Genomic DNA, 20,230 nt, shown 5'->3' with positions numbered 1-20,230 from the left:
CGCAGCATGGAAAAGGGGATCATGATTTGTATGCTCTCCTTTTCCCTTTTCATACCCTCTGCCGCCGCTGCCCAAACCGAAGAAAATACAGATGTCGCGCCAAACCAGTATCAGAAAAAAGACATCGAAATTGATACGAATTATTTACATGAAGATACCTACTATGAAGAGAAAACAGAACTGCCTGAGGAACAGAAGGATATCACTTTTGATAAACCGAAGGACAAGGACGCCGAGCTGATAAAAGGTTTGTTTACATCAACAAATGCCCAGGATTCCAACACGATTGCGGCCCAGTCCAAACAGCTTGGAATTACATTTGCTGAAAAGCCAATGACAAAGGCGTCATCAACGGAAACAGAGAATGAACAAGAAACATCATCATTGCTGCTGCCGATGATCTATGTCGTACTGATCCTGCTCGGAATTGCAAGTATCGTGTTCCTCATCCCAAAAGTCACAGCGCAGGAAAACAAGAAAGCATAGGCCGCGTGCTTGTGTTGTGTAAAAGCGGTGCCGTACAATAATAACGGAAAAGGAGGTTTCCAATGGAACTTTATATCATCACCGGAGCGTCAAAAGGGCTGGGTCAAGCCATTGCATCACAGGCTTTAGAGAAGGGCCATGAAGTCCATGCCTTATCCAGAACGAAAGCGGATGTGTCTCACGAAAAACTGACGCAGCATCAAATAGACCTCATCAATCTTGAAGAAGCTGAACAGCAATTTGAAACATTGCTCTCATCCATCGATCCAGATCGTTATTCTGGTATTACCCTGATCAATAACGCCGGAATGGTAACGCCGATCAAACGCGCCGGCGAAGCGTCTCTTGACGAGCTTCAGCGCCATTATCAGCTGAACCTGACTGCACCCGTGCTTTTGAGTCAGATGTTTACAAAACGATTTGTTTCATACAGCGGCAAAAAGACGGTTGTCAACATTACATCAGGAGCCGCCAAAAATCCATATAAGGGATGGAGCGCGTATTGCAGTTCAAAAGCCGGGCTCGATATGTTTACGAGAACATTCGGATTTGAACAGGAGGATGAAGAGCTGCCAGTGCACATGATTTCGTTTTCACCAGGTGTGATGGACACTGAGATGCAGGCCGTCATCCGTTCTTCATCGAAAAAGGATTTCCACCACATTGAACGGTTCCGGAAATTAAATGAAACAGGAAGCCTTCGCAGTCCGGACTTTATTGTCGGCACGCTGCTTTCTTTATTAGAAAAAGGGACGGAAAACGGAAGAATTTATGATATGAAAGAGTTTTTGTAGAGCAGATATTTTCTGCTCTTTTTTTTATAAAAAAAGGCTGCAGCCAGAGCATTTATTGAACAGCGGCATATACTGACTGAAACGCTGCTTTTAGGGTATAACAATGATGATAAGAAGATCAAAATGATGTGACATAAGAATTGAGTTTCTCTGCAAATTATGTTAGGATTCTAAAAATATCTAAAGGAGGGGTTTCCATGAGAAAGGTTACATTAATGGATGTTTTCACCCATCCAATTGCACAAAAATATCTTCAGCGTTCCGGCGTGGCACATGCGATTGCCTGCGCTTATCATGCATACAGGCTGTCTGTGAAGGCTGACATCAATCCTGATTTAGCAGCAAAAGCAGCACTGCTTCATGATATCGGCCATTATGAATGGTATACAGACGGAAAGTGGGATTATGAGAAATACAAAAGAAATGACATCCATGCCATTAAAGGGGCAGAACGGGCGCATAAGCTTCTGATTCGGCTTGGCGAGGAACCGAAAGCGGCAAAAGAAATTGCCCTAGCCATTTTGCTTCATACAGATTCCTATTTGCCTGAAGGCGAATTAGATAAAAACACGCTGCAGCAGATTGTCAAAAAAGCGGACGAACTGGATGAAGAACCGGGTGGCCACCATCATTACCGCCAAATTGATCCTTCAACCGCACGAAAAAAAATAGAAAAGCTGGACCAATTAATCGACCAAGCCCAGGCATCCGTGATAAAGCCTGTATAAGTACGGAACAGCGGCCAGCTTTCTTCGCTGTCTCCGCTTCATCGACACTTCCTTTACACCCGCTTCCAAACGTATTCTCCTAAAATCTCCGCACCCCTTTGTTTTATCAGGGAAGCCTGTGTCATTATCCATAAGCGCGGCATAAGCTGAGATAAAACACACAAAGGGGATAAAAGTATGGTCAACCAAGGTAGTCCGCAACTGGTCTCTTTAGTCGATCCTTATGTCTATCAGACCATTAAAAAGCTCATCGGCTCAAGGTTCGTTATACAGACAGTACGAGATACGGTCAGAGGCAGACTGATCGATGTAAAACCTGACCATATCACAATTGAAGGAGCCCGAAATTCTGTTTGTTTGATCAGAATCCAGCACATGATTTCCGTCACGCCAGATTACAGTGAGCGGGTCTAACAGTGCTTGCGCATGAAAAATAGGCGTACACCGGGACGTCCTATTTTTCAGTTAAGCGCTGTAAAAACGCACTGGAATACATTGTTCCGTCAAGGTCAAAACCGGCAAATTCCTGATAGTCACCATCTAAAAAACAGAAAGTGGCGCCGTACACCGTATAGCAGGAACAGACTGAAGCATGCTGGCAGACCCGAAATTGATAACCGTCTGAATCTTTTACATACAGCCAGGATTTCCCGGCAAATGGGGAACAGAGGCGTCTGCCTCACCAAAACATTCGAATCCGGCGATTTTGCCGTTTGGCTGATATCCAGCAGGAGACAATCATTGACTCTGAGCTCCGCAGTCCGTACATTCCTGTTCTTTTTTCAAAGGAAGAACATAGATATAAGCCAGTTCTGAATCTGTATCGTATGTCACGGCCTTCATTAGCAACACTCCTTTCATTATATTAAGAGTTCTGATATGAGTTCATTTTTGTTACAATGATGGGGTATAAGTTCTTTTATCTGACAGACAAAGAAAAACTAGGAGGAACAAAGCTTGTTGAAATCAAAAGTCCATTTTTGGACATTGCAGATTTTATTTGTTTTGCTGATTATTTATGTAGCGACAAAAGTTTCATTTGTATTTCAGCCGTTCATTGTTTTTATCTCGACATTGTTTTTCCCGATGCTGATTGCGGGAATTTTGTATTTCATATTTAATCCGGTCGTCCGCCTGCTTGAGAAAAAAATTCCGCGGACATTATCCATTCTATTGATCTATTTACTGTTTATCGGTTTGCTTGCCTTCGTTTCAGCGTCAGTCGGGCCTGTCATCACATCGCAGGTAACCGGGCTGTTCAACAACCTTCCTGATTACATAAAACAGATTCAGGCGCTGACAAAGGATTTGTCTCATTCCCAATGGTTTACCTGGATGATGAATCAGGATTATGTATCAATATCAAAAATTGAACAGTCATTGACAAGCTTTCTCCAAAACCTGCCGCAAAATATCACGTCCAGTTTATCTGCGGTGTTTGGCGTCGTGACAAACATCACGCTTGTTATTATTACTGTTCCATTTATCCTTTTTTACATGCTGAAAGACGGACACCGCTTTCCGCATTTGGCGGTAAAAATTCTTCCGGCTTCTTATCGGACAGAAGGCTTAAAGATTTTTAAAGATTTATCAGATACGCTTGCGGCTTATTTCCAGGGACAGCTGTTAATCTGTCTATTTGTCGGGACAGCGTGCTTTATCGGCTATTTAATTGCCGGACTGCCGTATGCCCTGATTCTTGGGATTGTCATGGCGATTACCAATATCATTCCTTATGTCGGGCCTTTTCTCGGTGCCGCGCCGGCTGTCATTGTCGGTTTTATGGACTCGCCGGCTAAAGCGCTGTTTGCGATTATTGTGGTTGTCATCGTTCAGCAGCTGGACGGAAACCTGCTGTCTCCTCTTGTGATCGGAAAACGGCTGAATACGCATCCGCTTACGATTATTTTGCTGTTAATCGGTGCGGGAAGCTTCGGCGGAATTCTCGGCATGATTTTAGCGGTGCCGGTTTATGCGGTAGTGAAGGCGTTCTTCCTGAATATTGTCCGCTTGATCAAACTGCGCCAGCGGTCACGCCTCGAAGAAAACGCAAAGCCCGCTGAATAGGCGGGCACCATTTGCGGCTCTTTGCATATGATGCTGTAAATCAATGCGGAGGTGGGGAAATGCCTGCAATTGTGGGGCCGATTTATATCATGTCAGTTACGGGTAATGCCGCGGCAAGCTTTGGAGACGTATTTGCGATTTCGCCCAAAAGCGTCGCTCATTCAGGGGCGGGGTCAGGCACATTTCAGCTTGGTGACTTTGTGAAGATTAACAACCAAACGAGTAAAACTCTTTTCAAAGATGCCGATATCATTGATGAAACAGTTTCGTTTAACGGGTAACAGCCTTTTCACAAGAGGCTGTTGCTTTTTTATTGTATAATATGGGTAGTCTTTGAATAGAGAGGTCATGTTATGAAAATCAGAAAAGCAAATATCAATACGCAAACCGAAATGATCACGGACGTGTATCTGCATGAAAACAGAAAAGAACTGCGCACGCTTGTAGCGGTCCCGCAGCTGGAGTGGAGCACGATCATTTCCTATGAAGAAGATAAAGCAACTCTGCCTGAACGGCTGGAAGCTTCGTTGCGCCGGCATACAGAGGAAGCCCCTGCTGGTGAGCTGGCAAAAAAAATCATTCATTGGGTAACAGAAATGTAAACCGCGTTTGAAAGTTTAGCTCCTGCCTGATCAGGTGATAATGAAAACAAACAAGACGGGAGGACAGGCTTTTGAGTGAAGATAAAATGGATCTCTATTTGCAGCAAGGAATGTATGGGCCTTTGGAGACAAAGCCTGACGAGCGCCATTTGTTTTTAGGCTCTTTAAGAGAAAGAGTCGTTTTGGCATTGACGAAAGGACAAGTGCTTAGAAGCAAACCGTATAAAGAGGCGGAACAAGAGCTGAAAAACAGCAATAACGTCACCCTTTTGATTAATGGAGAGCTTCAGTACCAGTCTTATTCTCCTTATATCCAAATGGCGAATCGATACGGAGTGCCCTTCAAGATTGTATCTGATCTTCAGTTTCATACGCCTTTAGGCCTCGTCATTGCGGCTGACATCGCTGTGAATCGTGAATTGATATATATTCAGGACGACATTTATAATCGGTCAGTGCTGAAATCTTAAGAGACAAACGGGCCGTTTGTCTTTTTATTCATGGCAATTCACTTACAACTGGAGATAAGATATAATGTTCTCATACTGATGGCGGGGAGGCCGGCTATGAAAAAAGCACTTATTTGTATTGATTATACGAATGATTTTGTGGCGAGTGACGGAAAATTGACCTGCGGGGAGCCCGGCAGAATGATTGAAGAGGCGATCGTCAATTTAACCGAAGAATTCATCACAAACGGTGATTACGTCGTATTAGCAGTAGATTCTCATGATGAAGGGGATCAATATCACCCCGAAACCCGTCTTTTTCCTCCGCATAATATAAAAGGCACGGAAGGAAAAGATCTGTACGGAAAGCTTTTGCCTCTATATCAGAAACATGAACATAAACCGAATGTTTACTACATGGAAAAAACGAGATATTCTGCTTTTGCGGGAACTGATTTAGAGCTCAAACTCAGAGAGCGGCAGATTGGCGAACTGCATCTTGCCGGTGTCTGCACAGATATTTGTGTGTTACATACGGCCGTTGACGCATACAACAAAGGTTTTCAGATTGTTGTGCATCAACAGGCTGTTGCCAGCTTTAATCAGGAGGGGCACGCATGGGCTCTTTCCCATTTTGCAAATAGCATCGGAGCGCAAGTGGCAGAGTAAGGAAGGGGAAAAACAGTGTTAGAGTACGGATTTAAAGATGACAGCCTGTCATTGCATACAGACCTTTATCAGATCAATATGGCGGAAACGTACTGGAGAGACGGCATTCATGAAAAGAAAGCGATTTTTGAGCTGTTTTTCAGAAGGCTTCCGTTTGAAAATGGCTATGCCGTATTTGCGGGCTTGGAAAAAGCCATAGAGTATCTGGAAAATTTCAAGTTTACGGATAGCGATTTGAGTTATTTACAAGATGAACTGGGGTACCAAGAAGATTTTATCGAATATTTGCGCGGCTTGACTTTTACAGGTTCACTTTACTCCATGAAAGAAGGAGAGCTTGTTTTTAATAATGAGCCGATTATGAGGGTGGAGGCGCCCTTGGTTGAAGCGCAGCTGATTGAAACGGCTCTGCTCAACATTGTGAACTATCAAACATTAATCGCAACAAAGGCTGCCCGGATTAAAGGCGTCATCGGTGATGAAGTTGCGCTTGAATTTGGAACAAGGCGGGCACATGAAATGGATGCGGCCATGTGGGGAGCGAGAGCAGCCTTAATCGGCGGCTTTAGCGCGACAAGCAATGTAAGAGCCGGAAAGCGCTTTAATATCCCGGTTTCCGGCACACATGCGCATGCGCTTGTGCAGGCTTACCGCGATGAATATACAGCCTTCAAAAAATACGCGGAAACGCATAAGGATTGCGTCTTTTTAGTCGACACGTATGATACGCTTCGTTCAGGCATGCCGAATGCGATTAGGGTTGCCAAGGAATTTGGCGACCGCATTAATTTCATTGGCATCCGCCTGGACAGCGGCGATTTGGCGTACCTGTCAAAAAAAGCCCGTAAAATGCTTGATGAAGCAGGATTTACAGATGCGAAGGTGATTGCTTCAAGCGATTTGGATGAGCACACCATTATGAATTTAAAGGCTCAGGGAGCGCGCATTGATGTCTGGGGTGTCGGTACGAAGCTGATCACTGCCTATGACCAGCCGGCTCTCGGCGCAGTTTATAAACTCGTTGCCATTGAGGAAGACGGGAAAATGGTCGACACGATCAAAATTTCATCCAATCCTGAAAAAGTGACGACACCGGGCAGAAAGAAAGTCTACCGAATTATCAATCAGTCCAACCATCATTCTGAAGGCGATTATATCGCGCTTTATGATGAGCAGGTGAATGATCAGAAGCGGCTCAGAATGTTCCATCCGGTCCATACATTCATCAGCAAATTTGTCACAAATTTTTATGCGAAGGATCTTCATGAGCTGATTTTTGAAAAGGGAATTCTTTGCTACCAAAACCCTGAGATTTCAGACATACAGCAGTATGTGCAGGATAACCTCAGCCTGCTTTGGGAGGAATATAAAAGAATCAGCAAGCCGGAGGAATACCCGGTTGATTTAAGCGAGGACTGCTGGAGCAATAAAATGCAGCGGATCCACGAAGTAAAAAGCAGAATTGAAGAAGAGCTTGAGGAAGAATAAATAAAAACTGGCCTTTCGTTCGCGAAGGGCCAGTTTTTTTATGAATATATTATTTTTCATGTTTAGACAATTTTCGTCAAAATATTTGATATACTTAGGGGTGAAAGCCGCGCGTATTGTAAGGGGGATTAATCAATGAGGGTGTTTGTTGCAAGACAGCCTATTTTTAATAGAAAAGAACAGGTTGTTGCTTATGAACTGCTGTATAGAGAAAGCGAAGAGAACGTATATAGCGCTAAAGACGGCGATCAGGCAACAACAGATTTGGTGATCAACAGCTTTTTAAACATCGGAATTGAGAAGCTGACGGAAGGAAAACGCTGTTTTGTTAATTTTACGGAAAGCCTGATGTTTTCGAATCTTCCCACCTCCTTCAATCCGAAACAGCTTGTCATTGAAATCCTTGAAGATATACCGATCACGCCGGCCCTCATTTCTAGATGCAAAGAATTGAAAAAAATGGGGTATATGCTGGCGCTCGATGATTTTTATGCAATAAACCCGCAAAATGAGGACTTATTGGAAAAGCTCATGAGCTATATTGATATATTGAAAATTGATTTTCTCAAAACAACACGAATGGAACGCAGAAAAATTTTGCAAACCTACAGCTGCAGCGGCTTAATTTTTTTAGCAGAAAAGGTAGAGACCCGAAAAGAATATAAACAGGCAGTTCAAGATGGCTTTCAATTATTCCAAGGCTACTTTTTCAGCGAGCCGCGCATCATCAGCGGGCATGACCTGTCGACTCATTTTTATTCTTACTATGAACTGCTTAACGAACTGAGCAAAGAGCAGCCTAACATAAAGCGTGTAACAGAGTACATAGAGCGGGATTTATCACTGTCCTATCAAATTTTAAAATTTTTAAACTCATCCCACAGCCGTTTGAGCCAGAAAATTGAAAGCATTCAGCAGGCCATTATGCTGCTTGGATTTAATGAAATCAAACGGTGGATCTATATTCTTTCCTTTAAGGATTTAAGCAGAAAAGGGCATTCCAGCAAGCACGAAATCATTAAGATTTCTTTGATAAGAGCAAAGCTTTGCGAGCTGCTGGCGAGGAAGGCATCCCGGCCGCAGCCTGCTTCTTATATGCTGATCGGAATGTTTTCTCTCATAGACACGCTCCTGCATAGAGAAATAGAGGAAATTGTACAAGAATTGCCTTTGAAAGATGAAGTCGGGCAAGCGTTATTAGGCCATCAAAACGACTACTACCAAATGCTTGAGCTTGTGAAATTAATTGAAAGCAACAACTGGGACACTTGCTCGGAATTAGGTAATCAACTGGACAAAGAAGAAGCGTATGAATGTTATCTTGAGGCTCTGGAATGGTGTCATAATCTTATGGACGCAAAATGATTGCGGTCCTCTGACCACCGCAAAGCAAGAATCATTCGGCTTTGCGTGCCGATAAGGCTGATATAGATGCCGTCGGGATTAAAGACCGTATCCACTTCATGCCGGACGCCCATTTGTTTGATCAGGCGCTTTATGGTTTGTTTATCGGACTGCTCGGCTGCGGTCAGAATGCGGCGCGAGAGCTCCCGCGAGCCCGCAATGCGGCTGAGCACCAGCTGAGCATCCGCAAAAATCCCTGCGGCCTGCTTCGCTGAACGGATAAAAGTATCTATATTGGAGGCAGGAGCGGGCGGACGGCGTATCTCATACGGATACACGTAAAACCAGGGATAACGATATCTCATGGGAGCACCTCACACAAAAGTGGTGTTTCTATATGTATAGATCCCCATTTGCTGAATATGACAAAGCGAAAAGACCACAACTTTAGCGTTGCGGTCTTTTTCGGTGTTTGTCGGTCAGGAAACGCCAAGAATCGCATATTCAATTTTGAAAATACGGTATGAAGGACTATAGTCTTGCTTAATAAAAATGTGAAACACGTTAAAATCAAGGGAATTAAGAATCTTTCTCAATTTGAGCAGAAATATCCGCTCTTGCCCATAGAAAAATAGTCCTGTTCTTGTTGTGATCTCTTTGAGTATAAGGACCTATTGATATTTGCGGTGTCACGCAGGACTTTTTTGTATACTTTTCGGTGAAAAATAAGCCGAAAGCAGATACACTATTAGTAACAGATCAAATACCTAGGACTCGTTCACCATACACAATTCATTGATCTTTCAAAAAAAGGAGTGTGGAAACGATGGAAAAGAAACTTGAAGAAGTAAAACAATTGTTATTCCGACTCGAACTTGATATTAAAGAAACGACAGATTCATTACGAAACATTAACAAAAGCATTGATCAACTCGATAAATACAATTATGCAATGAAAATTTCGTGAAAAAGACTTGGAAACAAGTCTTTTTTTTCGTTCTACCGATACAATAAATGGATAAAGTATTATATGATTGTTAAAAAACGAAAAACCTGCTGTCCTTTAAATGTCCCATTTAGTAAAATGGAATGGGAGGGGGGAAGTCGTTATTGAGCAGATATGTTTAGATTCTGTCCGGATCAAGGAGAAAATGAAGGAGATTGTAAGCCAAAAAATAATGAATCAGGACTTGGAACGATATCTTCAGAATTTTATTGAGTCTAAGGATACGTTTGAGTTTGCCGATTTGGCTCTTCATCATTATTTAGCTTTTAACGGTCAGGACCAAAAAGCAATCGAATGGCTAGCTGCCGGAATTGAATTGCTTATACTCTCATTCGATATTTATGATGACTTAGAGGATCAAGATAATGGAAGTGCTGTCTGGATGAAGATTGACTCGTCAATCGCTTTAAATGCAGTTACAGCTCTTTACACCCTAAGTATACAAGTGATGTGTCAAGCTAGTCATGAACCAGAATTTTCACAAGAGATATTGAATTTTGCGTTACAATCAATTCAAGGCCAGCATGATGATATTGTGAATGCGCCGCAAACTGAAGAAGCCTGTCTTGAAATGATCAAAAATAAATCAGGAGCGCTAACGGCATTGCCTTGTGTAATGGGAGTAATGTTGGCAACAGGCAAATATCATCCCATCGTGGCTTCTTATTCTTATGAACTTGGGATTATTTCACAGATCGATAATGATTATAAAGGTTTGTTTTACTTAAATAACGATTTTGTTCAGAAAAAAAATACATTGGCATACTTATACTTAAAGAAACAATTTAACGATGCTTCAGCGGAGCTACTAAGTTTATATCAAAAACCAGAGGAATTTGTTTCAATTAATACTAAGGCTTTGAAGCGAAAATTGACAGAAGCAGGCGTTATACAATATTTACTGGTGATGAAACATTTATCTCTCCAAAAAATAAAAAATGAAATGTCACAATTAAAACTAGGAGAAGATAAAACTGAAAAATTATTGTCTGTTATGATTAAATAAGGAGGGGATTTATTATGCAAGAAATGGTAGGATACTTAATTAAATACCCAAATGTTTTAAGGGAAGTAATGGAAGGAAATGCTTGTTTATTGGGTGTTGATAAAGATCAATCTGAATGTATCATAAATGGTTTTAAAGGGTTAGAAATTTATTCAATGATGGATTGGCACTATTGAGGGTTAAATGAAGTCTAGAACCAATAAAATTTCTGTATTGTTAGTTGTAATAAGTCTGTTATATGTTATTTATTTGACCTATATAAGCAATAATAATTTGTTAGTTGGAGCAACTGTTTCGAAAGGGAAGAACGGAGACGTTGTAATTACCAATGTAGATGAATATTCAATGGCATCATACAGCGGAATAGAAAAAGGGGATATCGTAAAGCGTATTAATAATCAAAAGATAAACACTAAAGAAATAAAAATGAATAAGCTTAAAAATGTGAGCTCAATGGTTGTTGAGAGAAATGGCAAGGATGTTGAGCTAAAGCTGACTTTATTTAATGATAAAAATTTTTCTACTTACTTAATACCGTTAATGTTTTATATTGTTTGTTTATTTTGTTGCCTATTTATAATAAAAATAAATGAATCAAAGGATTTACCATCTGCTTTAGTTTTAATTATATTTCTGTTATCGGCTTCTATTGCTTATATAAGCGCAGGAGTTTCTGTTAAAGGCGATATACTATGCAGATGTATTATGGTGGTAACATTAATATCTGTACCGCTAAACTACCTTCTCTTTCTTTATCATTATTTTAGAGAGTTAGGCACTACCTTATTTGATAAAAAAGTTTTCATTTTATATTTGGTACCGATCATAAATGTAGTGTGTGAAATGTTTCGTTCACATCTTTTCTTTCGTGATTATGTGCCTAAATTAAGTTTACTATCCTTTTTCTTTTTATTTATCATAGTAGGGATATATTTCTGTATCATTTTAATTAAAAATAAAGATACTGAACAAGCGCATATTATTAAAGTTCTCACTATTATTAATATCTTTTCTTTCTCACCTTTTTTGTGTTTATATTTGATACCTTATGTCTTTTTAAATGCGCACTATGTTTCATCCTTTTTAGCAGCTTCATTTATGATGCTAATACCTTTCTCCTTAGTATTTCAATTCATGACAAATAAAATCTATAATGTGGATTTTATTTTAAGCAGATTAAGGTACTATGGCTTTTTAGCTCTAACGCCAACAATTATTCTAATCTCTACAATTGAATTAATTAGTAGTCCTGATAGTGATTTTTATAGTGTTAAACTAACCTTTTTAATTTATATTATCATGTTGGCGGTCTTTTATTATAAAGAAGTACTTGATTTCAGATTTAGATTAAAAAGGGTCTCAGAAAAATTCAATTATCAAGACAGTATATATAAATTCACGCAGATGATAAGAGACTCTACTTCCCTATCTCAAGTATTTGAAGAACTGAAAAATACTATACTTGAGGTTTCTCTTGTTAGCCGAGCACATGTATATGAAGTTTCAGCTGACGGAAATATTAAACTATATGATGATGCGAACGTAAATTCAATTGAAAAAGTCTATCAAAAAGAATTTAGAAAAGTAACATCCGAAATAGGGAAAATCGTTGAATTTAATAAAGGTTTTGTCATGAAGATAGGTGAACGCGGTGGGAAATCATTTGTAATGCTTTGTTTATCTAAAATGAATACGCCCCGTCTTACACTTGAAGAACTTTCTTGGCTGAAAACATTGGCTTTTTATACAAACGTATCGATCGAAAACGTCATGAAAATTGAAGAACTGATGAGTCATTTAGAAGAAATAAAACAACAAGAATCCAACCCCGTATGGCTCAAAAAACTCATGTACACGATCGAGGAAAAACAACGCTCCGATCTCGCCCGCGATCTCCACGATTCGGTTCTTCAGGACTTGATTTCCTTAAAACGCCAGTGTGAGCTGTTTTTGGGTGATTTTAAAAAGGATGACAATCCGTGCCGTGAAGAAGTGCAGGACAAGCTTGTACAGATGAATGAGCAGATGTCAGATGTGATTTCGATGACGAGGGAGACGTGTCATGAGCTGAGACCGCAGCTTCTGTATGATCTTGGATTGGTGAAGGCGCTGTCGAAGCTGGTGGCGCAGCAGCAGGAGCGGGTTCCATTTCATATCCGTTTAAATACCGGCAGATTTACGGCTTCCCTTGATCTGGATTCGCAGCTGAATTTATACCGGATCATTCAAGAGTTTCTGTCTAATGCGGTCAAGCACTCTCAGGCGACGGATGTGCTGATTATGCTCATCAGTATACAAAACAAAATTGTTCTTCATTATGAGGACGATGGCGTAGGGTTTGACCTAGAAAAAAATACTGAACATTCCATGAGCATGGGGCTTTCTGGCATTAAGGAGAGAGTCAGGGCTTTAGATGGGCGCCTTCGGATTGAAACGAGTGAAGGAAAGGGCTTTAAGGCTGATATTGAAATCGAATTGTAATGGATTTATAACGGAAACGACTTGGCACAGGCCAAGTCTTTTTTATAAAATGGAAAAGAGTGAGTAAAAGGGAGGAAAACATGAAAAAGATACTAGTGATTGATGACCATCCGGCTGTCATGGAAGGCACCAAGACAATTTTGGAAACGGATTCGAATTTGTCTGTTGATTGTCTCAGTCCTGAACCGAGCGAACAGTTTATCAAGCAGCATGATTTCTCGTCATATGATCTCATTTTAATGGATCTGAATTTAGGCGGCGAGGTCAATGGGATGGAGCTTTCTAAACAGATTTTACAAGAGAATCCTCATTGTAAAATTATCGTGTATACCGGTTATGAGGTCGAGGATTATTTTGAGGAAGCGATTCGTGCGGGTCTGCACGGTGCCATCAGCAAAACGGAATCTAAAGAAAAGATCACCCAATACATATACCACGTACTCAACGGAGAAATTTTAGTCGATTTTGCTTACTTTAAACAGCTGATGACTCAGCAAAAAACAAAGCCGGCTCCTTCCTCTCAAAAAGAACAAGATGTGCTCACACCTAGAGAATGCCTGATTCTGCAAGAAGTTGAAAAAGGATTTACAAACCAAGAAATCGCAGATGCCCTTCACTTGAGCAAGTGGTCCATTGAATACAGCCTGACATCGATTTTTAATAAGCTGAATGTCGGTTCCCGGACGGAAGCGGTTTTGATTGCGAAATCAGACGGTGTACTTTAAATGTTGGGGGTGTAGATGATGGATATGAAGCATACATTGCTTGAAGCGCTTGGTATTGAGATTGTTGAAAACACTGCGGAACGATGCGTTGCGGTCATGCCGGTGGATCATCGGACGGTACAGCCGTTCGGATATTTGCATGGAGGCGCTTCAGTGGCCCTGGCGGAAACCGCGGCGAGCGCAGGTGCACAGAACCTGATTGATCATACAACGCAAGCTTGTGTCGGTTTGGAGATTAACGCCAACCATTTAAAATCTGTTAAGGAAGGAACGGTAAAGGCGGTAGCCGAGCCCGTTCATGTAGGCAGAACGACGATTGTCTATCATATTCACATATATGACGAGCAAGAGAGGCTAATCTGTATATCCAGATGCACGCTGGCTGTCATCAAGAAATAAAAAAACAGCCGGAACTCTGCCTGTCCGGCTGCTTATTTTTATAAATAAGAATCCTTTTTTCGTTTTATCACAAAGTTTCTGATTCCGTTATAGTCATCCTGCACACTTCTCTCATCAAGCTTGACGCCGGAGTTATACGCAGCACGGCAGATCAAGTGTCCGCCGATAGGCGACGTAATAAAGATAAAGAGAATTCCAAGCAGGATTTTTGCGGAGAGTTCCCCTGACACAAACCACAAATAAAAGAAGACACCGAGCAGAATCATATTGACCCCCAATGTTGAGCCTTTAGAAGCAGCATGAGAGCGTGTAAACACATCTGGAAGGCGAAGCACTCCGAATGATGCAATGAGGCATACAAGAGCGCCAAGCAATATGAATACAGCTACAACGACCTTAGCGGTTTCGATCATTTTCGATAATCTCTCCTTTCTCCAGGAACTTGGAAAATGCAATTGTTCCGATAAATGATAAAATCCCCAGCAGCAAAATAATATCCAAAAACGCACTTGTTTTCAGCAAAATGGAGACAAGCGCCGTGATCGCGATCAGATTGATGCCGATAGCATCCAGAGCCACGACCCGGTCGGGCACAGTCGGCCCTTTAATGACACGAATGACATACAAAAAGGTAGACACTGCCATAATGCCGAGCGCGATTTGCAGGATCAGCGTAAACATCAGCGGCTCACCTCCTGTATGGCTTTTTCAAAAGACTCCCGAATATCAAAAATCGCTTTTTCCGCATCCTCGATATCCATTGCATGAATATAAAGTATTGTTCTGTCATCAGAAATATCCATCACCAAGGTTCCCGGCGTTAATGTAATGAGCAGGGAAAGCAGGGTGATTTCCCAATCTTTCGTCAGTTCAGTTTTAAAAGCAAAAATGCCCGGTCTGATATTCATTTTTGGTGATAAAACGGACTTCATCACGCTGACATTGGCAAGGTACAGTTCCTTTATAAAAATGAAACAGAGCTTGATGATAGAAAACATTTTCCATAGATAAAACTGGCGAGTGAAAAAGCGCCGGAAGAAAAAGAGAGAGAGCATTCCCAGAATATAGCCTGTAATGAATCCTGCGGCGCTTGGACTGTTGCTTAAGAACATCCAGCAAAAAGCGAGAAACACATTTAATAAAATTTGAAATGCCATGCGATCTACTCCTTCAGAACAGCTTCAATATATTTTTCCGGATTCAGCAGCGTCTCGGCCGCTTGATCAACGTAAGGCGACACCCATTCTGTACCCAATCCGAAGAGAAGAGACAGCAAGAGAAAAATAGCTGCCGGATAAAGAAGCCCTTTAGCTGTTCGATGATTTGGTTTTGGCGTTTCTTTTTCTTCGCCCCAAAACGCATGTATAAAGATCCGCAGCACAGAGTACAGGACAAGCAGACTCGAAAGCAGAATCAGCATGGATATCGTAAATTCACCTTCTGCGAAGCCGCCCTCCGCAATTTTAAATTTGCCGACAAATCCGCTCAGTGGCGGAATGCCAGCAAGAGAAATAGCGGAAATGAAAAACATCCATCCAAGAACAGGATAGCGTTTGATCAGTCCGCCCATTTTATGCAGGCTCGCAGTTCCAGTCAATGCGATCAGCGTGCCCGCCAGCATAAACAAAGCGCCCTTAATCAGCATATCGTGAATCAGATAGTAAATGGCGCCTTGAATGGATGCGGGGGTGTGTACTGCCACACCAAACAAAATCACGCCGACAGCGGTAATAATGTTATAGATCACAATTTTCATGACATCTGAATAAGCGAGTGAACCGATTACACCGAAAATCACAGTCAGCGCCGCCAGCCAAATCATCAGCTGATGGGTAAAGGCTGTATCGTGAATAAAAATTAATGTGAAAACCCTCGTAATCGCATATAATCCGACTTTTGTCAGCAAAGCGCCGAACAATGCGGAGATTGCCGCCGGAGGCGCGTAATAAGAGCCTGGAAGCCAAAAGTAGAGGGGGAAAATTCCGCCCTTCATGCCAAATACCAAAAGCAGCAGGACACCAATCACAGTGATCAGCCCGGTTTGTCCTGATTCAGTGATTTTTACGCTAAGATCCGCCATGTTTAACGTGCCTGTTACCGCGTATAAAAACCCGACACCTATGACGAACAGGGCAGACGATACGATATTAAACACAATATATTTAAGGGATTCCCGCAGCTGAATTTTTGTGCCGCCTAATACAATCAGCATATAGGAAGCAATAAGCAGAAGCTCAAAAAATACGTACATATTAAATAAATCGCCTGTTAAAAACGCCCCGCTGACGCCGGCAAGCAAGAACTGCACGCCGGAGTAATAAAAGGAACGCTCACGTTTTTCACCGACGGAACGGAAGGAATAAAGCCCAACCAATAAACCGATGACCGCTGTTGTGAGAACGAGCAGGCTGGCGAATTGGTCTGCGACGAGCACAATGCCGTACGGTGCTTTCCAGCCGCCTAAGCTAAGTGTTTGGATACCTTTTGTGAAGACAGTCTGTACAAGTATGCCGCTGATCACAATCCCGATAGCCGATGCCGCAGTGCTGAAGATCCGCATGAGCATAAGATTTTTCGTCATGAAAATCAGCAGAATGGCCGACAGAAGCGGGATCAGGATTGGCAAAATAACAAAATTATTCATGTTGATCATTTCCCCTCATTTGATCCATATCGTCCGATTTCAATTCCTGATAAGCGCGAAAGGCCATGACCAGGATGAATGATGTAACGCCAAATGAAATGACAATTGCCGTCAAAATCAGGGCTTGCGGAAGCGGATCGACAAATGATTTGGCATGCTCGCTTAATATCGGAGCGGCGCCTTTCTTTAATCCTCCCATAGTCAAAAGCATTAAATGAACGCCATGGCTTAACAGTGCTGTTCCGATAATGACGCGAAGCAGGCTTTTAGACAGCAGCAAATACGTAGCAGCCATGAAAATAATACCGGCTAATACAGCCATTAAGATTTCCATTATTCTTCCTCTCCAATCGTTTGAATAATGGTCATCGTAATGCCTACGACAACAAGATAAACGCCTAAATCAAATATCGTCGCCGTGGCGAGCTCCGTTTTCCCAAAGATCGGCAGCTGAAAGTATCCGAATGTGTGGGTTAAAAAAGGAGCCCCGAAGACAAAGGAGCCAACGCCTGTTAATACAGCGAGCAGAAGGCCGGCTCCCGCGACATAAATGAAATTAACCGGCAAAAGGGAACGCACGGTTTTTAAATCATATGCCAGGAGCAACAGAACGATGGAAGAGGACGTGATCAGTCCGCCGACAAAGCCTCCTCCGGGCGCGTTATGCCCTGATAAAAATAAATAGAAAGAGAAAAGCAAAATGATAAAGGATACAAGTTTTGTCGCAGTTTGAAGAATTAAGTCATTTGTTTTTTGTTCATTCACCGCTTTTCCCCTCCTCTTTTACTTTTGTTTTAATCATGCTGTAAATGCCGAGGGCGGCTATTGTTAATACCGTAATTTCAAACATTGTATCAAATCCCCTGAAATCAACGAGGATGACATTGACGACATTGTCCCCTCCGCCGAGATCGTGGCTGTATTTTACAAAGAAGGATGCAATACTGTCTTTTGTCCGCTGGCTTGAGGATGCGATGCCGAGCAGAGTAACGATCGTCCCGACTCCTAAAGAAATGATAAAATTCGTCATCCGGAACGTTCTCGTTTTTGTTTTCAATCTCAGTTTCGGCAAATGATAGAAGCAAAGCAGAAACAGTGCCACAGAAATCGTTTCAATGACAAGCTGAGTCAATGCCAAGTCCGGCGCTCTGAAAATGACAAAAAACAATGCAAGCGCATAACCGACAACACCAAGTGAAATGATCGCCGTCAGTCTTGACCTGGCAAAAACAGTCGCCACTGTGGCGCTGATCATGACAAGCGTCAAAATGATTTCGTATACGCCGATTTTAGCCATGCCTTCTGTTGTAAAGGAAAATCCGCCTTTGATGACAAAAGCTCCGCCCATCAGAATGATGAAACCAGCGAAGATATACAGCAAATAATCTCTTAAAAACCCGGTCATATATTGTTTTGTGACCCGGTAAGAGCCTTTCTCCATCAGAGTCAAAAGCTTATCGTATAACCGGTTGAGTGTGAGTTTTGAAGGAAACAGTTTATAGATTCCCTTCCACTTATTCAGGGATAAATAACCGATTGTTCCGATCACAACAATACCCGCAGTCATGAGCAATTCCGTTGTAACCCCATGCCACTGTGAAATGTGAACGTGGAATTTCTCATGGTCGTCCAGCAGTGTCGGATAGATTGAGTTCATCGCAGGCTCTATCAGGCTGTACGACAAGATATTTGGGAAAAAGAAGAGACTGACAGCTAAAGCGACAAGAATGACCGGCGATACGAGCATGCCGACAGGCGCTTCGTGAGCCGGTTTTTCAAGCTGCTCAGGCTGGTAATTTCCTCTGAATGTTTTAAACAGCAATTTCATGCTGTAGATAAACGTAAATACACTTCCAATCCAGGCGAGAACAGGGAACAGAATGCCCCATGTCTGCACGTTGAACAGATCAAAATGTGCTACGCGAAGCATGCTTGTGAAAAACATTTCTTTACTCAAGAATCCGTTAAACGGCGGAAGTCCGGCCATTGAAAATGTTCCGATTAAAGAAATGGTAAACGTAATCGGCATAATCGCCATCAGGCCGCCTAGCTTTCGGATATCCCGTGTGCCTGTTTCGTGATCGATAATCCCGACTGCCATAAACAAGCTTCCTTTAAAGGTAGCATGGTTGATTAAATGGAAAATGGCAGCCATGGCGGCAACTGTATAATATTCTGTATGGCCGTAATGAAGGGCTGCAGCGCTGGCTCCGAGCATAGAGATGATCATACCGAGCTGGCTGACGGTTGAAAATGCCAAAATCGATTTTAAATCAGTTTGTTTCACGGCATGGAATGAGCCCCAAACCATCGTAAAGAGCCCGACGAGGGATACGATCCAAAACCATTGGGCTGAAAAGGCGAAAATTGGACTGAATCTCGCAATTACATAAATGCCGGCTTTTACCATAGTGGCTGAATGGAGATAAGCGCTGACAGGCGTCGGAGCTTCCATCGCATCAGGGAGCCAGATGTAAAAAGGAAATTGCGCGGATTTCGTAAATGCACCTAATAAAATGAGAATCATAGCCGGGATAAACAAATCGTGGCCGGCAATTAATTGAACCTGATGAATCATCTCTCTAATACTGAAGGAATCCGTTATCAAATAAAGGAGAATAAATCCGCCAAGCATGCACAGCCCGCCGCTGACCGTAATCAAAAGTGATTTGGCGGCGCCGTAGCGCGACTTTTCTCGCTTATACCAATAGCCGATCAGCAAAAAGGATGAAAGGCTTGTAAGCTCCCAGAACATGTAGAGAACCATGACATTGTCTACAAGAACAACGCCGAGCATGGCGCCCATAAACATCAATAAGTAGACATAAAAGGGCCCAAGCTGTTCTTTTTCTTTCGATAAATAAAAAATACTGTAAAGAGTGACCAAAGAGCCGATTCCTGTGATCAGCAAGGCGAATAATAACCCGAGGCCGTCTATATAAACGGTAAAATTAATGCCGAGTGAAGGAATCCACTCTAATACCGACCGAAGTGTTTCTCCAGATTGTGTCATCCTGATCATGGGGAGAAAGTATATAAACAGCAAGACGGGCAGGACTAACACAAACCAGCCCGTATGCACTCTTTTTGCGTATTTTGCCAAGAATGGAATGATAAAAGCAAATAAAAAAGGCGATAAAATAGCAAAATGTAAGAGCTGCAAAGTAAGACCTCCTTTTTCTCGTTCTCAATTGAAAAATGCGCTATGTATGAAATATACGGTCAAACGACCTAGTCCAAATTATATCGCACTTTTCTGCAAGCTGCCACGCTTCGAACTGCTGAAATTGTTTTTTATGAGTTCTTTTGACCTCAAAATAAGTCTAACAAAAAAGAGGTTAT

The 20,230-nt window shown here is 42.0% G+C and carries 26 protein-coding genes and 1 pseudogene; 17 read left to right on the top strand and 10 right to left on the bottom strand.

The window, feature by feature from the left end; all coding sequences use genetic code 11:
• Positions 1–30 precede the first annotated feature (30 nt).
• From essA to CDO84_RS15265, 4 genes are all read left to right on the top strand, one after another.
• Positions 31–486, top strand: coding sequence for a type VII secretion protein EssA (gene essA / locus CDO84_RS15280; RefSeq protein ID WP_082032975.1), 456 nt, complete (start codon positions 31–33; stop codon positions 484–486).
• A 62-nt stretch (positions 487–548) separates the two neighbouring features.
• On the top strand, positions 549–1,280 hold the full coding sequence (locus tag CDO84_RS15275; protein WP_040081964.1) for a (S)-benzoin forming benzil reductase: 732 nt from the start codon (positions 549–551) through the stop codon (positions 1,278–1,280).
• A 197-nt stretch (positions 1,281–1,477) separates the two neighbouring features.
• On the top strand, positions 1,478–2,008 hold the full coding sequence (locus CDO84_RS15270) for an HD domain-containing protein (RefSeq protein WP_003244444.1): 531 nt from the start codon (positions 1,478–1,480) through the stop codon (positions 2,006–2,008).
• Positions 2,009–2,185: 177 nt separating this feature from the next.
• The gene (locus CDO84_RS15265; RefSeq protein ID WP_003220677.1) at positions 2,186–2,422 is read left to right on the top strand and encodes a YuzF family protein; all 237 of its coding nucleotides are present in this window, start codon (positions 2,186–2,188) and stop codon (positions 2,420–2,422) included.
• Positions 2,423–2,462: 40 nt separating this feature from the next.
• Here the strand turns inward: CDO84_RS15265 and CDO84_RS15260 are convergent.
• Positions 2,463–2,851, bottom strand: a pseudogene (locus tag CDO84_RS15260) (DUF2283 domain-containing protein).
• A 114-nt stretch (positions 2,852–2,965) separates the two neighbouring features.
• On the opposite strand from CDO84_RS15260, the gene CDO84_RS15255 reads away from it, so the two are divergent.
• The 7 genes from CDO84_RS15255 to pdeH all read left to right on the top strand — a co-directional run bounded on the left by CDO84_RS15255 (position 2,966) and on the right by pdeH (position 8,648).
• Entirely contained in the window at positions 2,966–4,075 is a 1,110-nt protein-coding gene (locus tag CDO84_RS15255) for an AI-2E family transporter (protein WP_014665200.1), read from the top strand.
• A gap of 59 nt (positions 4,076–4,134) precedes the next feature.
• Positions 4,135–4,356 (top strand): spore germination protein, encoded by a 222-nt coding sequence (locus CDO84_RS15250; RefSeq protein ID WP_040082522.1) that lies wholly within the window; start codon positions 4,135–4,137, stop codon positions 4,354–4,356.
• A gap of 72 nt (positions 4,357–4,428) precedes the next feature.
• The gene (locus tag CDO84_RS15245; protein ID WP_014665198.1) at positions 4,429–4,677 is read left to right on the top strand and encodes a YueH family protein; all 249 of its coding nucleotides are present in this window, start codon (positions 4,429–4,431) and stop codon (positions 4,675–4,677) included.
• 71 nt (positions 4,678–4,748) lie between these two features.
• Positions 4,749–5,147 (top strand): YueI family protein, encoded by a 399-nt coding sequence (locus CDO84_RS15240; protein ID WP_040081965.1) that lies wholly within the window; start codon positions 4,749–4,751, stop codon positions 5,145–5,147.
• A 96-nt stretch (positions 5,148–5,243) separates the two neighbouring features.
• On the top strand, positions 5,244–5,795 hold the full coding sequence (locus tag CDO84_RS15235) for a cysteine hydrolase family protein (protein WP_014665196.1): 552 nt from the start codon (positions 5,244–5,246) through the stop codon (positions 5,793–5,795).
• A gap of 15 nt (positions 5,796–5,810) precedes the next feature.
• Positions 5,811–7,283, top strand: coding sequence for a nicotinate phosphoribosyltransferase (locus CDO84_RS15230; RefSeq protein WP_014665195.1), 1,473 nt, complete (start codon positions 5,811–5,813; stop codon positions 7,281–7,283).
• A gap of 135 nt (positions 7,284–7,418) precedes the next feature.
• Positions 7,419–8,648 carry a cyclic di-GMP phosphodiesterase gene (gene pdeH / locus CDO84_RS15225; protein WP_014665194.1) on the top strand — a complete coding sequence of 410 codons (1,230 nt, stop codon included), beginning with the start codon at positions 7,419–7,421 and terminating at the stop codon, positions 8,646–8,648.
• On the opposite strand, the gene CDO84_RS15220 is transcribed toward pdeH, so the two are convergent.
• Both CDO84_RS15220 and CDO84_RS21470 read right to left on the bottom strand, forming a co-directional pair.
• Positions 8,624–8,992 carry a YuzC family spore coat inner layer protein gene (locus tag CDO84_RS15220; RefSeq protein ID WP_014665193.1) on the bottom strand — a complete coding sequence of 123 codons (369 nt, stop codon included), beginning with the start codon at positions 8,990–8,992 and terminating at the stop codon, positions 8,624–8,626. The two genes, pdeH and CDO84_RS15220, sit on opposite strands and share 25 nt — an antisense overlap.
• Positions 8,993–9,106: 114 nt before the next feature.
• The gene (locus CDO84_RS21470) at positions 9,107–9,232 is read right to left on the bottom strand and encodes a hypothetical protein (RefSeq protein WP_128422565.1); all 126 of its coding nucleotides are present in this window, start codon (positions 9,230–9,232) and stop codon (positions 9,107–9,109) included.
• A 221-nt stretch (positions 9,233–9,453) separates the two neighbouring features.
• Here CDO84_RS21470 and degQ point away from each other — a divergent pair, with 221 nt between their 5' ends.
• The 6 genes from degQ (at position 9,454) to CDO84_RS15190 (ending at position 14,244) form a co-directional block, all read left to right on the top strand.
• Positions 9,454–9,594 carry a degradation enzyme regulation protein DegQ gene (gene degQ, locus CDO84_RS15215; RefSeq protein WP_003220708.1) on the top strand — a complete coding sequence of 47 codons (141 nt, stop codon included), beginning with the start codon at positions 9,454–9,456 and terminating at the stop codon, positions 9,592–9,594.
• Positions 9,595–9,778: 184 nt separating this feature from the next.
• The gene (locus CDO84_RS15210) at positions 9,779–10,639 is read left to right on the top strand and encodes a polyprenyl synthetase family protein (RefSeq protein WP_040081966.1); all 861 of its coding nucleotides are present in this window, start codon (positions 9,779–9,781) and stop codon (positions 10,637–10,639) included.
• Between the two features lie 14 nt (positions 10,640–10,653).
• On the top strand, positions 10,654–10,815 hold the full coding sequence (gene comX / locus CDO84_RS15205; RefSeq protein ID WP_003241045.1) for a competence pheromone ComX: 162 nt from the start codon (positions 10,654–10,656) through the stop codon (positions 10,813–10,815).
• A gap of 7 nt (positions 10,816–10,822) precedes the next feature.
• A complete protein-coding gene (locus CDO84_RS15200) occupies positions 10,823–13,120 on the top strand; it encodes a histidine kinase (RefSeq protein WP_040081968.1) in 2,298 nt (765 codons plus the stop codon).
• 80 nt (positions 13,121–13,200) lie between these two features.
• Complete coding sequence (gene comA / locus CDO84_RS15195; RefSeq protein ID WP_088299198.1) at positions 13,201–13,845, top strand: two-component system response regulator ComA; 645 nt, start codon at positions 13,201–13,203, stop codon at positions 13,843–13,845.
• An 18-nt stretch (positions 13,846–13,863) separates the two neighbouring features.
• Positions 13,864–14,244, top strand: a complete 381-nt coding sequence (locus CDO84_RS15190) for a hotdog fold thioesterase (RefSeq protein WP_040081970.1) — start codon at positions 13,864–13,866, stop codon at positions 14,242–14,244.
• Positions 14,245–14,282: 38 nt separating this feature from the next.
• On the opposite strand, the gene mnhG is transcribed toward CDO84_RS15190, so the two are convergent.
• From mnhG to CDO84_RS15155, 7 genes are read right to left on the bottom strand one after another with little or no spacing between them, the layout of a single operon-like run.
• A complete protein-coding gene (mnhG, locus tag CDO84_RS15185; protein WP_014665188.1) occupies positions 14,283–14,657 on the bottom strand; it encodes a monovalent cation/H(+) antiporter subunit G in 375 nt (124 codons plus the stop codon).
• The gene (locus CDO84_RS15180; protein WP_003228814.1) at positions 14,641–14,925 is read right to left on the bottom strand and encodes a Na(+)/H(+) antiporter subunit F1; all 285 of its coding nucleotides are present in this window, start codon (positions 14,923–14,925) and stop codon (positions 14,641–14,643) included. Before CDO84_RS15180 ends, mnhG begins: the two co-directional genes overlap by 17 nt.
• A complete protein-coding gene (locus CDO84_RS15175; RefSeq protein ID WP_014665187.1) occupies positions 14,925–15,401 on the bottom strand; it encodes a Na+/H+ antiporter subunit E in 477 nt (158 codons plus the stop codon). The genes CDO84_RS15180 and CDO84_RS15175 overlap by 1 nt, the downstream gene beginning before the upstream one ends.
• A gap of 5 nt (positions 15,402–15,406) precedes the next feature.
• On the bottom strand, positions 15,407–16,888 hold the full coding sequence (locus tag CDO84_RS15170; protein WP_040081971.1) for a Na+/H+ antiporter subunit D: 1,482 nt from the start codon (positions 16,886–16,888) through the stop codon (positions 15,407–15,409).
• Positions 16,881–17,222, bottom strand: a complete 342-nt coding sequence (locus CDO84_RS15165; RefSeq protein WP_003220730.1) for a Na(+)/H(+) antiporter subunit C — start codon at positions 17,220–17,222, stop codon at positions 16,881–16,883. The genes CDO84_RS15170 and CDO84_RS15165 overlap by 8 nt, the downstream gene beginning before the upstream one ends.
• On the bottom strand, positions 17,222–17,653 hold the full coding sequence (locus CDO84_RS15160) for a Na(+)/H(+) antiporter subunit B (RefSeq protein WP_014665185.1): 432 nt from the start codon (positions 17,651–17,653) through the stop codon (positions 17,222–17,224). Before CDO84_RS15160 ends, CDO84_RS15165 begins: the two co-directional genes overlap by 1 nt.
• Positions 17,646–20,051, bottom strand: coding sequence for a Na+/H+ antiporter subunit A (locus tag CDO84_RS15155; RefSeq protein ID WP_040081972.1), 2,406 nt, complete (start codon positions 20,049–20,051; stop codon positions 17,646–17,648). The genes CDO84_RS15160 and CDO84_RS15155 overlap by 8 nt, the downstream gene beginning before the upstream one ends.
• Positions 20,052–20,230: the final 179 nt, after the last annotated feature.

The organism is Bacillus sp. MD-5 (assembly GCF_002201875.1).
GTDB classification, from domain to species: domain Bacteria; phylum Bacillota; class Bacilli; order Bacillales; family Bacillaceae; genus Bacillus; species Bacillus stercoris.
This window is presented reverse-complemented; position numbering and strand designations above follow the sequence as displayed.